Origin of the sequence: Desulfonispora thiosulfatigenes DSM 11270, from assembly GCF_900176035.1 — a bacterium.
Taxonomy (GTDB): domain Bacteria; phylum Bacillota; class Peptococcia; order Peptococcales; family Desulfonisporaceae; genus Desulfonispora; species Desulfonispora thiosulfatigenes.
On sequence record NZ_FWWT01000014.1, the window covers coordinates 1 to 15007 of the forward strand.

General features: G+C 32.5%; 13 protein-coding genes, 4 tRNA genes, 1 rRNA gene and 1 other annotated feature (1 of these 19 cut by a window edge). All 18 genes read right to left on the reverse strand.

Annotated elements, in window-relative coordinates:
* Positions 1–380: ribosomal RNA gene (locus B8965_RS04520) — 16S ribosomal RNA — on the reverse strand; the annotation flags it as partial.
* 450 nt (positions 381–830) lie between these two features.
* Complete coding sequence (locus B8965_RS04525; RefSeq protein ID WP_084052674.1) at positions 831–1298, reverse strand: ferritin-like domain-containing protein; 468 nt, start codon at positions 1296–1298, stop codon at positions 831–833.
* Positions 1299–1545: 247 nt separating this feature from the next.
* Positions 1546–2007, reverse strand: coding sequence for a tRNA adenosine(34) deaminase TadA (tadA, locus tag B8965_RS04530; protein ID WP_084052675.1), 462 nt, complete (start codon positions 2005–2007; stop codon positions 1546–1548).
* A 60-nt stretch (positions 2008–2067) separates the two neighbouring features.
* Positions 2068–2144, reverse strand: a tRNA-Arg gene (locus B8965_RS04535).
* Positions 2145–2470: 326 nt separating this feature from the next.
* A complete protein-coding gene (locus B8965_RS04540; protein ID WP_084052676.1) occupies positions 2471–3232 on the reverse strand; it encodes a sulfite exporter TauE/SafE family protein in 762 nt (253 codons plus the stop codon).
* 215 nt (positions 3233–3447) lie between these two features.
* Entirely contained in the window at positions 3448–4626 is a 1179-nt protein-coding gene (trpB, locus tag B8965_RS04545) for a tryptophan synthase subunit beta (RefSeq protein WP_084052677.1), read from the reverse strand.
* A 142-nt stretch (positions 4627–4768) separates the two neighbouring features.
* Complete coding sequence (gene deoC, locus B8965_RS04550) at positions 4769–5446, reverse strand: deoxyribose-phosphate aldolase (RefSeq protein ID WP_084052765.1); 678 nt, start codon at positions 5444–5446, stop codon at positions 4769–4771.
* A gap of 61 nt (positions 5447–5507) precedes the next feature.
* Positions 5508–6812, reverse strand: a complete 1305-nt coding sequence (locus B8965_RS04555; protein WP_084052678.1) for a pyrimidine-nucleoside phosphorylase — start codon at positions 6810–6812, stop codon at positions 5508–5510.
* A gap of 67 nt (positions 6813–6879) precedes the next feature.
* Positions 6880–7362: a CBO0543 family protein gene (locus B8965_RS04560; RefSeq protein ID WP_207651166.1), complete on the reverse strand. Its 483-nt coding sequence runs from the start codon at positions 7360–7362 to the stop codon at positions 6880–6882.
* A gap of 43 nt (positions 7363–7405) precedes the next feature.
* Positions 7406–8011, reverse strand: coding sequence for a hypothetical protein (locus B8965_RS04565; protein WP_084052680.1), 606 nt, complete (start codon positions 8009–8011; stop codon positions 7406–7408).
* Between the two features lie 15 nt (positions 8012–8026).
* Positions 8027–9337, reverse strand: coding sequence for a hypothetical protein (locus B8965_RS04570; RefSeq protein ID WP_084052681.1), 1311 nt, complete (start codon positions 9335–9337; stop codon positions 8027–8029).
* Positions 9338–9518: 181 nt separating this feature from the next.
* Entirely contained in the window at positions 9519–9959 is a 441-nt protein-coding gene (locus tag B8965_RS04575; RefSeq protein WP_084052682.1) for a universal stress protein, read from the reverse strand.
* Between the two features lie 255 nt (positions 9960–10214).
* Positions 10215–10291 (reverse strand) — tRNA-Arg (locus B8965_RS04580).
* Positions 10292–10296: 5 nt separating this feature from the next.
* Positions 10297–10390: transfer RNA gene (locus tag B8965_RS04585), tRNA-Ser, on the reverse strand.
* 40 nt (positions 10391–10430) lie between these two features.
* Positions 10431–10520 (reverse strand) — tRNA-Ser (locus tag B8965_RS04590).
* 144 nt (positions 10521–10664) lie between these two features.
* Positions 10665–11933 (reverse strand): serine--tRNA ligase, encoded by a 1269-nt coding sequence (serS, locus tag B8965_RS04595; protein WP_084052683.1) that lies wholly within the window; start codon positions 11931–11933, stop codon positions 10665–10667.
* Positions 11934–12011: 78 nt separating this feature from the next.
* Positions 12012–13592 carry a phosphoglycerate dehydrogenase gene (gene serA, locus B8965_RS04600; RefSeq protein ID WP_084052684.1) on the reverse strand — a complete coding sequence of 527 codons (1581 nt, stop codon included), beginning with the start codon at positions 13590–13592 and terminating at the stop codon, positions 12012–12014.
* On the reverse strand, positions 13593–14753 hold the full coding sequence (locus tag B8965_RS04605; RefSeq protein ID WP_084052685.1) for a pyridoxal-phosphate-dependent aminotransferase family protein: 1161 nt from the start codon (positions 14751–14753) through the stop codon (positions 13593–13595).
* A 110-nt stretch (positions 14754–14863) separates the two neighbouring features.
* Positions 14864–15007: a binding site (T-box leader), on the reverse strand (it continues 77 nt past the right edge of the window).

The window sequence follows — 15007 nt, forward strand, 5'->3', positions numbered from 1 at the left end:
TGCTGCCTCCCGGTAGGAGTCCTGGGCCGTGTCTCAGTCCCAGTGTGGCCGTTCACCCTCTCAGGCCGGCTACTGATCGTCGCCTTGGTGAGCCATTACCTCACCAACTAGCTAATCAGACGCGGGTCCATCCATAAGCGATAGCATTGTAAAGAGGCCATCTTTACTTAATCTACCATGCGGTAAATTAAGCTTATTCGGTATTAGCACCGGTTTCCCGGAGTTATCCCCAACTTATGGGCAGGTTACCCACGCGTTACTCACCCGTCCGCCACTAACTTTTAGTATTTAGTAAACTAAAAACTAAAAGTCCGTTCGACTTGCATGTGTTAGGCATGCCGCCAGCGTTCGTCCTGAGCCAGGATCAAACTCTCCATTAATATCCTGCAAGCTCAAAACCAACTTTTGGCTTTGTTATTTATCCGTTTGTTACTTGTGGTCTGTTTCTTTATAACTGTTTGATTTTCAAAGAACAACTTGTTTTGTGTCGCTTGTTGGCGACATTTAATATCTTACCACTTACAAATTTCTCTGTCAATATCTTTTTTTCGATATTGTTTTGTGCATTTTTTCTATGCCCACTTGGCACTCAAATAATATATCATGATTATCATATCCATGCAAGTACTTTTTATACATTTTAAATTATTATATTCTCAAAATAAAAAACCATAGATAAATTAGAATCATTGCATCCTCTAGATACAATTAAAACTAATCTTCTCTATGGTTACATTAGTAGTAACTTTATATACCTAATAAACTTAATTCACTTAATAAACCTAGTTTACTAAATAAGCTATTGTCTTCATTTAAACTTACATATAAAACTATATTTGTGCTCTTAGTCTCGCTAGTGTACGAATATGTGCATGTTCTTGGTTAATTAAATCATCAATTGTATTTTGATTATGATCAGTAACTACACGACGAAGCTCACTAAAGAATAAAATAGAATCCTTTTCAAAACTCATTGCTAAATCAATAGCTTCTCTAGGGCTAGAAACCTTCCCAGCTAAAGCTTTTACATCAGTATTTTTGATAAACACATGGCTATCAACTAATGCTTTCATGTATTCTTCAAATTCTCCTTCATAAGCTTCTGGAGTTTCAACATTACTTACACCTTCCATTAAAGCAGTGAAATCAACAATATGTTGTGCTTCAGCCTTTGCTAAACCAGTGAAAATTTCTTTCACTTTTGCATCTTCTGATAGTTCAGCCACCGTATTGTAAAATATTTCACCATTTTTTTCAACTTGTACTGCAAAGTTTAATACTTCTATTGCTTTAAACATCTTAACGCCTCCTTATTTTCTAACTTCATAATATTCATAGTTATATTATACTATACATGATATTTTATTTCCTCCCATATATTTCATAAATATGCGAATCATCAAGAAATAACTATCTAAAAAACTAATTTTAAGGATTATCTTGATTCATATTTATATTTCGATAACCTCATTCCTTCATTATTTAATTCCTTAATTGCTCCTTAAATAAAAAAACCACCTCAATTATGAGATGGAGCAAATTTATCTATTTCTTTTTTCGTTCTCTTAAAGTTTTGAAAAATCCCTTTATAAGATTTTCACATTCTTCTTTTTGTATACCTGCGATTATTCTAACCTGATGATTAAAACCAGGAAACTGTAATAAATTTATTTGGCTCCCTGCTGAACCAAATTTAGGCTCATCAGCTCCATACACTACAGTTTCTATTCTACTATTAATTAAAGCACCTGCGCACATAGGACAAGGTTCTATTGTTACATAAATCAAAGCTCCATTTAACCTCCATGTCCCTAACCCCTGACCGGCATTTCTTAAAGCCATAATTTCAGCATGAGCAGTTGCATCATTATTCGTTTCACATAAATTATGACCCCTGCCTATTATTTCTCCTTCTCTAACTATAACCGCTCCTATTGGAACTTCATTTTTTGCTAAAGCCTTTTTTGCTTCAATTAATGCTTCATTCATAAAATATTCATGATTCATATTATCACCACTTAAAAAGGCCTTACAAATTAATGTAAGACCTTAAGATTATTATAATAATGGTGTTCCCGGCGGGATTCGAACCCACGGCCTATCGCTTAGGAGGCGATCGCTCTATCCTGCTGAGCTACGGAAACACAACACTAAAATAATACTATACTTTAAATAATAATACTAGTATTTCTTCAAATTTTTTCAATTACCTATTCCCAAGTTTAAATACTTATCTTCTCAATATTAATATCCTTAAATAATTAATATTCTTAAATAATTAATATTCTTAAATAATTAATATCTTTATAATTAAATATTCTTATATGTTAATAATATAATATTTTACCCATGAATTAGCTTAAGATTTCAATATATTATCTTAAACACTTCTGAATAGATTAGTAATATCATAAATCCTTACCAATTTTCTTAATCTCTTAATTTCTTAGTCTCTTAGTTTCTTAGTCTCTTATAGAATATTCAACCACATCTTAATAGCCGAACCAGAAATTAATAACGCTAATAGTAATTTTAAGGTTTTTGCTGGTACTTTGTTACTAATCTTACTACCTAAGTTTGCTCCTGGGATAGCCCCTATAATTATTGCAAGCGATAAAAACCACATAATTTGCCCGGTTAAAACCTTTCCTGCAAATCCAGCTACAGCTGAAAAAAATACAATTCCCAGAGAACTACCAATTGTAACACGTAAAGGTATTTTTAAAATATATAACATAACTGGAACTAATAAAAATGATCCTCCAGCTCCAATTAATCCTGCTAAAATTCCTACTACAGCAGCGGATAAGACTGCTAAAGGTTTGTTAAATACTACTTCTTCTGAATTAACTTCTTTTTTAGGTATAAACATCATAATAGCAGCTATCAATGCAAGGCTGGCAAACACAATTTGTAATGTAGTTTCATCAACATACTTTGAACCCATTCCACCAATAAACGATGCAACAATGATACTTGATCCCATCCACATAACTAAATCCGTATTTACGGTTTTATTAGATTTATGGACAAGAGCTGCTGTACCCGTGGCAACTAAAACCTGTACTATTGAAATTGCCGCAGATTCTTGCATACTGAGACCCGTTAATCCAAACAATGGAGGTATAAAATAAAGCATTGGAACAATTATAATAGCTCCTCCTATACCTACTAAACCAGATATGAATGCACCTATAAACCCAATAAATAAAATGGTTATAAATAAATCCATATTTCTTAACCTCCCTTATACAATCTATTCTAAAAAAACACTACTTAAAATTTATAAAAAAATGATACCTTAAAGTCTAAGATATCATTTTTTATTAGGTCTTTTATTCTCTACTATTAAAGATATATTAAACAATCATTTTTAAGACTTTATCTATTCAAATTTCCTTCAATATTATAAAGGTTAATTTTAAATATTTACACTTTGAAAAATAATCATTTATTTAATATTTCAAATACCTGCTGTACATCTTTATCTCCCCTACCTGAGAGATTAACAATGATTATTTGATCTTTACTCATTGTAGGAGCTATCTTCATCGCATAACTAATCGCATGGGCACTTTCTAAGGCTGGTATGATTCCTTCTAATTTTGAAAGCTCCTTAAAAGCATCTAGTGCTTCCATATCAGTTGCTGTTACATATTCAGCCCTGCCACTTGCTTTTAAATAACTATGTTCTGGACCCACTCCAGGATAATCTAATCCAGCAGCTATACAATAAGTAGGTAAAGGTTCTCCCTTTTCATCAGCTAAAACATAACATTTGAAACCATGTAAGGTGCCTGGTGTCCCCATCGTCATGCTTGCCGCATGTTCACCTGTTTCTAAACCTTTTCCTGCTGGTTCAACTCCGATAATTTTTACACCTTTATCTTTTACAAAAGGAGAAAATAATCCTATCGCATTACTTCCACCACCTACACAAGCAATAATGCAATCAGGTAATCTTCCTTCCTTTTCTAAAATTTGTTCTTTAGCTTCTCGCCCAATTATGGATTGAAAGTATTTTACTATTTCAGGATAAGGATGTGGACCTACTGCAGACCCTAAAACATAATAAGTATTATCACTATTTGCAACTAAATCATTTAAGGCTTCATCCACAGCATCTTTTAAAGTTCTAGTTCCAGTTTTAACTGAAACTACTTTTGCTCCTAGTAATTCCATACGAAAAACATTTAAACTTTGACGCTTTGTGTCTACTTCACCCATGTAGATAACACATTCTAAACCAAAAAGGGCTGCTGCTGTTGCAGTTGCTACACCATGTTGACCTGCACCAGTTTCTGCAATAATCCGCTTAAAACCCATCTTTTTAGCTAATAATACTTGACCTAAAACATTATTAATCTTATGTGAACCTGTATGATTTAGTTCTTCTCTTTTTAAGTAAATTTTAGCTCCACCCAATTTTTCCGACAGCTTCTGTGCATAGTATAAAGGATTAGGGCGTCCCACATATTCTTTTAAATAATAATCTAACTCGCTGTGAAAATCATCATCTTCTTTACATGCATAAAATACTTCTTCTACCTTTTTTAATACTTCTTTCATTTCATTTGGGACAAAAGACCCCCCAAATTCTCCAAAAAAGCCTCTTTCTAAACTCATCTAAACTCAGCTCCTTCTATATTTATCTATTCTTTAGAGATTTCTATTCTTTCTTTAAATATTAAATTTAAGGACTAACTTTTAATATTTAAAGACTAGGTATATTATAGTCCAAAAATTAGCTAATTTTCAATACTTCTTACTAATTTTTTAAGACTTCTTTAATAATTTCAATACCCTTACTTGCACCAATCCTATTTGCTCCTGCTTTTATCATTCGGAAGGCATCTTCATAATTTTTGATACCTCCTGATGCTTTTACTCCTATTTCTGGGCCAACTGCTTTACGCATTAATTGAATATCTTCTGCTGTTGCTCCCCCACCAGAAAAACCTGTGGATGTTTTAACAAAATCTGCTCCAGCTTTAACGGCTAACCTACAAGCCCGTATTCTTTCTTCCTCGGTTAATAAGGCAGTTTCTATAATTACTTTTACAATTACCTGACCTTGGGCCTTTTTTACTACAGATTTTATATCTTCTAATACCAAAGTATCTTCTTTATCTTTTAAGGATCCAATATTAATAACCATATCAATTTCTTTTGCCCCATCTAGGATAGCTCGCTCAGCTTCAAATGCTTTTACTTCCGAATTTGTAGCTCCTAAAGGAAAACCAATAACCGTACACACTTTAACCTCAGTTCCTTTTAAAACATCGTGAGCAGTCTTTACCCAAGTTGGATTTACACACACAGAGGCAAAATTATATTTTAAGGCTTCTTTAGAAAGTTTGATAATATCTTCTCTTTGGGCATCAGGCTTTAATAAAGTATGATCAATCATTTTAGGCAAATTATTGTTTATAGCATCTTTATTCATTAAATCTTTATTCTTTAAACTATCACTCATCAAATATCCTCCTTTAAATTACGGTATGACCTTACTCTTTTATCACATCTATGATAAGAGGGGGAGGATTAACAGGTTTTAAATTAAAATTATAAGAATCATAAATCATATCAATTGCTTGATTTACATTTTCCTGATTACTATGTATAGTTGCTAATACTTCTCCTTTTTGCACCTGATCACCTATTTTTTTATGTAAGATAATTCCGACCGCTAAATCAATAATAGAATCTTTTGTTTTTCTACCTGCACCTAATATACTTGCTACAATACCTATTTTATCTGACTTAATTTCGTTAACATAACCTTTTTCTCTAGATTTTACTTCTGTTTGATATTTAGCCTCGGGTAACTTACTAGGATTATCGACAACCTGAGAATCTCCTCCTTGAGCGGTGATAAACGTTTTAAATTTTTCTAAGGCTTTTCCTGTATTAATAGCATCTTCTAGCATAGTATATGCTTCTTCTATATTTTGTGCTTTATTTGCCAAAATTAGCATCTGACTTCCTAAATTTAAACATAATTCATAAAGATCTTTGGGTCCCTTACCCTTTAAAGTATCAATAGCTTCTTTTACTTCTAAAGAATTTCCAATCGCATAACCTAAGGGTTGGTTCATATCTGAAATAACAGCAATAGTTTTACGTCCTACTTCATCACCTATTTCTACCATTGCGCGAGCTAGACTTTTAGCATCCTCTATATTTTTCATAAAAGCTCCACTACCAACCTTTACATCTAAAACAATAGCATCTGCCCCTGAGGCAATTTTTTTACTCATAATTGAGCTTGCTATTAAAGGAATTGAAGGAACCGTTGCTGTTACATCTCGTAGAGCATAGAACCTTTTATCCGCAGGGGTTAAATTTCCAGTTTGCCCCACAAGGGCTATTTTATTATTATTTATTAGTTCAATGAATTTTTCCTGCTCTAATTCAACATTAAAACCTGGAATAGATTCTAATTTGTCAATAGTTCCTCCAGTATGTCCTAGGCCCCTACCCGACATTTTTGCTACAGGTATTCCTAATGATGCTACTAAAGGAGCTAAAATTAAGGTAGTTGTATCTCCTACACCACCTGTGCTATGTTTATCTACTTTTATTCCTTCTATATCACTTAAATTAACCTGATCCCCAGTCTCCACCATAGCCATCGTAAAATGAGCTCTTTCTTTTTTAGTCATATCCTTAAAATAGACAGCCATTAAAAAAGCAGAAACTTGATAGTCTGGTATTTCTCCACTAGTAAAACCTTGGATGATAAAGTCAATTTCAGCCTTTGTTAACGAAAGGCCATCTCTTTTCTTTTCTATTAAATCAACCATTCTCATAAAAGATCATCCTTTAAAATAAGATTTACTATATAGTTTTCGCATTTTTTATTTAATTCCTGCTAGTTTAGGATAAATTTTCTTTTTCACTATAATGTCTAATAACGGCTATTACTCCTCTAATAAAGAGAAAACTCAAAGTTAAGCTAAAATAAGTAATATAGATATTCCAATTAAGATAATTAATTAAGTCGGTATTTCTTTCAAACCACCATTCTAAAAGGGTAATAGGTAGACTTAGTAAAAAAGCCTTTACAATAATCATGGGCACTTTATCATGATAGGTCATTTGATTAAATAATACTCCTAAAGTAGGATAGGCAAAAAAATCAAATAAAATAGCAGGTTTAAACACATGTGGTAAAAAACGCACAGGGTATTCGATTAATTTATACGTAATTACAAAACAATCTAAAATAGCTGCATTAAAAGCCCTAATAAAATAAATCAGCAGCCAATCTTTTAAAGGAGGCTTACGTAATAAAAATGCAAATAAACCTAGCGACAAAATTAAAAAAAACCAATTAATCATCATTTCCATATTATACATCTACCCTTTGTATATTATTATCATTCCTGAGTATCTTGAAATTTTATTTATCCTTTTGTTTTGCTAAAAATTCATCTCTAATCGTTCCGTACATATAAAAATCCACTAAACCTTCCAGCATCTCAGGCTGAAAGTAGTCTCGGTTAATGTTCTTCAATAATTTACAATTTGCCGTTAAAATAAAAATTTTTTCTTCATAAGGGTTACCAAATTTATCTAGATAATATTTATCTACGCATAAGCGAATTTCTTTCACCTCAGGGAAAGTATCTAGCACGGTATACAATAAAAACAAACTATTATCCCAAAGTATTTCCTCCAAGGATTGTTCTTTTTCTTGTCTATTTTTACAAATAAAGTTAACCTTTATACAATCCTTTTCAATTTCAGCACTTTTGACAATTTCTAAACTTTGTAATGCTTTTAAGCCACCTTCTAGCTTATAAGAATCTAAAATATCCTTATTTTTTTGCTGTTTTAATTCTTGCTTGGTTGAACACTCTTTAGGCAATTTGAATCCTGCCTTAGCATCTATTTTTTTAAAATTGTCGGGAACCTGATATAAAGCACCCGAACAACCAGTTAAACTAAAAAGCACTGTAATTAACAACAGGTTTATGATTATTTTAGCCCTACTTTTTGCTAACATTAGATCACCTTTTCATTATGTTAATAAACTTTGCAATTCCTCTTTATTTACTACACCTACATATGGAACATTTTTTTCCATAAATATTTTAGTCACATAATCATGTTGCTCTCTGCTATTAACCCTGGCAATGATTAATACTTCTCCTTCTACAGGATTACTTCCCTTGATAGGATCCCAGTTTAATTTTGCCCTTATCCAGCCTACTAGATAAGCATCGATAAGATAACCAATTAAAGCACCTAATAAAAAACCAGCTAAACCTATAGCAATAGGTCCTCCCGGAATTAAAGCCCCACCCCACATCGTACCAAAGAGCATTAATACTGTAGCTCCACAAATAGCCCCATTAAAATTACTTATGCCATCTGACTTACGAATACTATCGCCTGTTTCTCTTTTTTTATTGGTTAAACGATCTAAAAAGATAATTTCATGCTTATCAATTCCATGAATCTTAAATGAATTAATAATTAATTCCAAGCTAATGCTTTGTTTACTTTTGCCCACTAAAAAGGTAAAACTATTGTCCTTATTTTCTTGAGTAGTAGAGGAAGGTAAATTATCTAAGGACTTCCTTCCTTTTTTCTTGCCATAAGTATATCTTTGTTCTTCAATAATTAATTTATTAGTTTCAATAGTATGCACATAGCTATCCCAAATACAAAATCCCCAAATAGAAGGCAAAAAAAGTAACCACTCCCAATTGACATTTTGCAAATAAATTTCTTTCCCTAATACAAATTTTTGCACTAAATGACCAGTTTGAGAATAATAATTGATTGCGATACTCCAGCCTAATAAAATAAACCCTTTAATAATCTGGCCAATATATACATGTCCCATGCCCCCTAAAATTGTAGACAGAAAAACAGTAAAAAAGGGCTCACGTTGATTTAAGAAAGTCATCCCAAATAAGGAGTTATGCATTTTTTGAAAATAGCGATATTCTTGCGCCTCTTCTAGTTCACAGATTTTATTTTGTTCAATAGATAATAAATAAGAATCATAAATAGCAAAAATCCAGACTGCTATATAAAATAAACCCCACCGTTCATTAAACACATCATTGGCTTTATCAAAATTACCGATAAAAGTATAATAAATGGATAAGTTAATACGTGCCTTTAGATTAAGTAAAATTTCTCCAAACATAAATAAGAAACCTTTTAAATATGAACCTAAAGTTAAATGACCAAACCCTGGTAGTGCTGCTGACCACCATGCGATAGCCCATGGGTTAGTTCTATGTGAATATTTCACACCAAAGGCATCTATATACATTTTAGTATAACGAACATCCTCTTTTTTGATTTTATTTAACACAAGATCCCTCCCTAGTAAATATTATTTTCCAAATCACAATTAGTTATTCCACCATTTACTAGAGATAAGTTTTATCTATTAAAAAATGTTAAAAAGTAAAATTAATTTGCTTTAATTGTAGGCACAAAAAAAGGGTTATCCCAAATAAAGTTATTTTGAGACAACCCTTTTACTTTTACTATTATTTAGCTGGTGCTGATCTTACTACTAATACCGGAACCTTTGAGTGATGTACTACTTTATTAGTTACGCTACCAATTAGGAATCTCTTCGTTGCTGACATTCCATGTGTACACATGATAATAAAATCACACTCTTCTTTTTCCGCTATATCTAAAACCTTTGCTGCTGGATTTCCAAAAGCAGTTAAAGTAGTAATTTTAAGATCTAAACCTTCAAACATTTCTCTGGCCTTATCTAAAACTACATTTTTAACTTGATTGTCATATCCTTTAGCATTTTCTTTAATAGCTTCTTCTTCAATTAGCGTAAATGGAATTTCTGGATCCTGAACATTACAGATAACTATTTCAGCTCCATATTTTGAAGCTAAATCCTTTGCCATTTCAAAAGAACATAATTGTAAACCGTTATTATCAATTGGTAATAATATTTTATTCATATATTTTCCCCCTTTAAAATATTGTATTGTGCAGATATTTAGATATATTATTTATATATATTTCTCTATATTTTTTTATATCCCTTTTTTTAAAAATAATTTTTAAATAAAATATACTTAACTAAGCTATATCGTGCAATCTTATATTTTCATTATTTATCCTCTTTTAATGAAATGATATCTTATAATAAAATTAAATAAAAAAAGAGTATAAAACCTAAATATAGATTTTACACTCTTAAATATTTTACGTAATGGCGCGCCCGGCAGGATTCGAACCTGCGACCTTCAGATTCGTAGTCTGCTACTCTATCCAGCTGAGCCACGGGCGCACAAATGGCGGAGAGAGAGGGATTTGAACCCTCGATACGGGTTTAAGCCCATATAATCCCTTAGCAGGGGACCGCCTTCGGCCACTCGGCCATCTCTCCGTGTTTTGTAACTTATGAAATTAAATCAACAATAAATAAATGGCGGAGAGGGTGGGATTCGAACCCACGGAACCCGTAAAGGTTCAACGATTTTCAAGACCGCCTCCTTCAACCGCTCGGACACCCCTCCAAAACATTTAATTGTTGAATGCAAGATTAATATTACCATGAGATCATATAGCATGTCAACTATATTTTGAAAAGTTTTTTTAAATTTATTTATAAAAGGGTAAAAGGTAGCTTTAAATGTTAATTCTAAAGCTACCTTTTCTCACTATTTAATAAATTCTAACCCACCTAAATAAGGTCTTAATACTGTAGGTACTTTAATAGAACCATCTGCTTGCTGATAATTTTCCATAATAGCAGAGGTAGTACGACCTATAGCTACACCTGAGCCATTTAAGGTATGCACAAATCTAGGCTTTCCACCTTCACTTTTAAAACGGATATTAGCTCTTCTTGCTTGGAAATCTTCAAAATTACTACATGATGAAATTTCCCTATAACCATTAAAGCTTGGCATCCATACTTCTAAGTCATATGTTTTAGCTGCAGAAAAACCAATATCCCCCGTAGCTAAAGTCATTACACGATATGGTAATTCTAATAGCTGTAATATTTTTTCTGCATTTGCTGTTAGTTTTTCTAATTCTTCATAAGATTTATCAGGATGACTAAACTTTACTAATTCTACTTTATTAAACTGATGCTGACGAATTAAGCCTTTAGTATCCCTGCCATAAGCTCCTGCTTCTTTACGAAAACATGGGCTATATGCACAATATAAAAATGGCAGATCTTCTTCTTTTAAAATTTCTTCCCGATGATAATTTGTCACAGGTACTTCTGCAGTCGGAATTAAAAAATAATCAGTATCATTTAATTTAAATGCATCTTCTTCAAATTTAGGTAATTGTCCTGTTCCTTCCATGCTATGTCTATTCACCATAAAAGGAGGTAATATTTCACTGTAACCATGCTCAAGGGTATGAGTATCAAGCATAAAATTAATTAAAGCTCTTTCTAATCTTGCTCCTACACCTTTATAAAAGACAAAACGTGCTCCTGTAACCTTTGCTGCTCTTTCAAAATCTAATATGCCTAGATTTTCACCAATTTCCCAATGCGGTTTAGGTTCAAACGAAAATTCCGGTACATTTCCCCATTTTCTTTCTTCGCGGTTTGCACTTTCATCTGCTCCAACTGGTAAACTTTCATGAGGTATATTTGGTATGTACATTAAGAAATTGGTCATTTTTTCTTCAAGGGATCTTTCTTCTTCATCTAACGTTTTGATTTTTTCCCCGACAAGTCCCATTTCTTCGACCATGGCGCTCGCATCTTGTCCTTGTCTTTTTAAATTACCTATTTCTTTGGATACTGTATTACGCTGATTTTTTAGCTGTTCTACTTCAGTTAATAATTCTCTTCTTTTTTCATCTAAAGCTAAAAATTCCTGTAAATCAACATTCATTCCTCTTTTTTTTAAAGCTTCTTGTAATACTTCTGGATTAGATCTTACAAATTTTATATCTAACATAAAAATTGCCCTCCGATTTTTGCTATTCATTTTTCCTTAAAAGAAAGGGAGAAAAATCTCCCTTATCTAAAATATATTTTACAGGCAAACATAGCGAACGTCAAAGATACCTTCTGCTGTACACATAGCCTCTAAAGCTTCGGTTGGAACAGAGTGATCAATACTAATAATCATGATTGCTACCCCACCAATTTCTTTTCTTCCTACCTGCATTCCAGCAACGTTTACATCGTATTTTCCTAAGATATTACCAATATGACCAATCATACCTGGTTTGTCATTATGTGGAACGATTAACATATGTTTAGTAGGAGTAGTATCCATTGAGTAATTATCTAATTGTACAAGCTTTGCTTCCCCATTACTAAAGATAGTACCTGCTAAATTATGAACTACCCCGCTACCTTCAACTTCTAAAGTAATTAAGTTTGCATAGTTCTTTAATGATTCTGTTTTAATTTCTTCTACTTTAATTCCTCTATTTTTAGCCACAATAGGTGCATTTACATAGTTTACAGAATCAGCTAGTACTGGTCTTAATAAACCTTTTAAAATAGTATTTGTTAAAGTTGTTAAATCATACTTAGCTAAATTACCATTATAGTTAATTTTGATTTTTTCAATAGGTTTGTCCATTATTTGCGCGATGAATTTACCCAAAGTTTCTGAAAGACCAATATAAGGTCCTAATTCATTAATTAATTCTTGGCTAATGCTTGGAATATTAACAGCATTTTTAACTGGTTCACCTTTTAATACTTTTAAGACTTCTTCAGCTACGTCTTTAGCTACTGAAAATTGCGCTTCTTCAGTAGAAGCACCTAAATGTGGAGTAGCTATTACTTCTGGTAATTCTAATAATGGATTATCAATTGCTGGCTCTTTTAAAAATACGTCGATAGCGGCACCTTTTACTTTGCCTGCTTTAATTGCATCATAAAGAGCAGGTTCATCAATAATTCCACCACGAGCACAGTTTAATATTCTTACGCCATCTTTCATCATTGCAATTGTCTCAGCATTAATCATACCCATAGTTTCTTCAGTTTTTGGTAAATGAACGGTAATAAAATCACTTGCTGCAAATAATTCTTTTAAATCCATTACCTCTATATCTAATTCCACAGATCTTTCTTTATTAACATAAGGATCATATCCTACTACATTCATTTGAAAAGCTTTAGCTCTTTGAGCAACTTGACGACCAATTTTACCCAAACCTACTACACCTAATGTTTTATTTCTAAGTTCAACCCCAGTAAATGCTTTTCTATCCCATACCTTTTCTTGTAGTTTAAAATAAGCTTGTGGGATATTACGAGCTAGGGCAAGCATCATTCCTATAGTATGCTCAGTCGCGGCAATTGTATTACCATCTGGAGCATTTACAACTACTATTCCCTTTAAGGTAGCAGCATCTAAATCAATATTATCTACCCCTACCCCTGCTCTACCGATTACTTTTAAATTAGTAGCACTATCAATAATTGCTTTAGTTATTTTCGTTGCACTTCTTACTAAAATTGCATCATATTCTGGTGCTATTGCGATTATCTCTTCTTCAGTACTTTTATATTTATGCACAATCTCCATGGTAGGATCTTCATATAGTGCCTCTAAACCTTCTTGTTCAATTGGATCACATACTAATACTCTCATTTACATTTCCCCCTTTAAATTAAGTATAACCTCTTGAGCTGCCTTTACGCCTTGGCCTAACTCTAATTTGTATCCTAATTTATATAAAGCCATTTCTAAATCAGCTATAACTGTTAATAAATCAGTTTCTTGCACATATCCCATATGACCTATACGGAATATTTTCCCTTTCAACTCGTCTTGTCCACCTGCAAGTAAAACATTAAATTCATTTAGCATAATATTATTAATGTCTTTCCACGCAATATTTTCAGGAACCATTACTGCTGTTACTCCTGGAGAAGCACTTTGTTCATCTTTTACTAAAACATCTAAGCCCATAGCCTTTACAGCTTCTCTAATTATTTTTTTAAACTTTAATTGTTGCTTGAATTTTGATTCTAAACCTTGTTCTAAAATAATATCTAAGGCCTCTTTTAATCCTAAAATTAAATTAGTTGCTGGAGTAAATGGTGTTGTATCCTGGGCATAATTCTTTTTAGCAGCACGTAAATCAAAATAAAAGTTAAAGCTCGTGCAATTTTCATTTACTTTCCATGCTTTTTCACTAACAGTTATAAATGCAAGTCCTGGAGGAAGCATAAAAGCTTTTTGACTACCTGCAACAACTACATCAGCACCTATTTCATCTACTGGTAAATCTGCAACCGCCATTCCAGAAATACTATCCACAATTAACAGTGCTTCATGATCACCCATTGCTTGTTTAATTGCTTTAACATTATTTACAACTGCAGTTGAAGTTTCATTATGCTGTACAAAAACTGCTTTAATGTCCGGATTTTTAGCTAACATATTTTTAACGTCTTCAGGATTTGCAGATGTTCCTGCTTCATAATCTACTCTAATTACTTCAGCGCCTACTCTTTGATTAATCTTAACAAATCTATCTCCAAATTTACCATTAACCAAAACTAAGACCTTATCATCACGATTAATAAAATTAACTACTGCTGCTTCCATAGCTCCAGAACCAGATGAGGTTAAGATATAAACATCTTGCTCAGTTTGAAAAACCTTTTTTAAGTTATCAGCAACATCCTTGATAATTGCACTAAACTCCTTTGATCTATGTCCCATACTTGGAGCAGACATTGCCCGTAAAACTCTTGGCGGAACCATTGTTGGACCAGGAATTAATAATAATTGCTTTTCATACATAATTAATCTCTCCCTTAATTTTTAATTTTTACGAATGTTTTTTTATAATTAATGACTAAATGTACATATTTTATGTGTAAATTAAAGACAAAAAAACCCGTCCCAAAAAAAATAGGGACGAGTTATATACCCGCGTTGCCACCCTGATTAAATAATAGACATAGGTCTACTACTCCTCTCAGCTACACGATAACGGTCATGTAATCCGGTTGTATTCATCATACTCCACTCCAGGGCGGAAATTCCTTAAAATC

Coding starts and splice junctions, on each gene's coding strand:
- B8965_RS04565 (WP_084052680.1), bottom strand. CDS start 8,011: ATGTTAGCAAAAAGTAGGGCTAAAATAATCATAAACCTGTTGTTAATT.
- B8965_RS04540 (WP_084052676.1), bottom strand. CDS start 3,232: ATGGATTTATTTATAACCATTTTATTTATTGGGTTTATAGGTGCATTC.
- deoC (WP_084052765.1), bottom strand. CDS start 5,446: ATGAATAAAGATGCTATAAACAATAATTTGCCTAAAATGATTGATCAT.
- serS (WP_084052683.1), bottom strand. CDS start 11,933: ATGTTAGATATAAAATTTGTAAGATCTAATCCAGAAGTATTACAAGAA.
- B8965_RS04525 (WP_084052674.1), bottom strand. CDS start 1,298: ATGTTTAAAGCAATAGAAGTATTAAACTTTGCAGTACAAGTTGAAAAA.
- B8965_RS04560 (WP_207651166.1), bottom strand. CDS start 7,362: ATGTATAATATGGAAATGATGATTAATTGGTTTTTTTTAATTTTGTCG.
- B8965_RS04575 (WP_084052682.1), bottom strand. CDS start 9,959: ATGAATAAAATATTATTACCAATTGATAATAACGGTTTACAATTATGT.
- trpB (WP_084052677.1), bottom strand. CDS start 4,626: ATGAGTTTAGAAAGAGGCTTTTTTGGAGAATTTGGGGGGTCTTTTGTC.
- B8965_RS04555 (WP_084052678.1), bottom strand. CDS start 6,812: ATGAGAATGGTTGATTTAATAGAAAAGAAAAGAGATGGCCTTTCGTTA.
- B8965_RS04605 (WP_084052685.1), bottom strand. CDS start 14,753: ATGTATGAAAAGCAATTATTATTAATTCCTGGTCCAACAATGGTTCCG.
- serA (WP_084052684.1), bottom strand. CDS start 13,592: ATGAGAGTATTAGTATGTGATCCAATTGAACAAGAAGGTTTAGAGGCA.
- tadA (WP_084052675.1), bottom strand. CDS start 2,007: ATGAATCATGAATATTTTATGAATGAAGCATTAATTGAAGCAAAAAAG.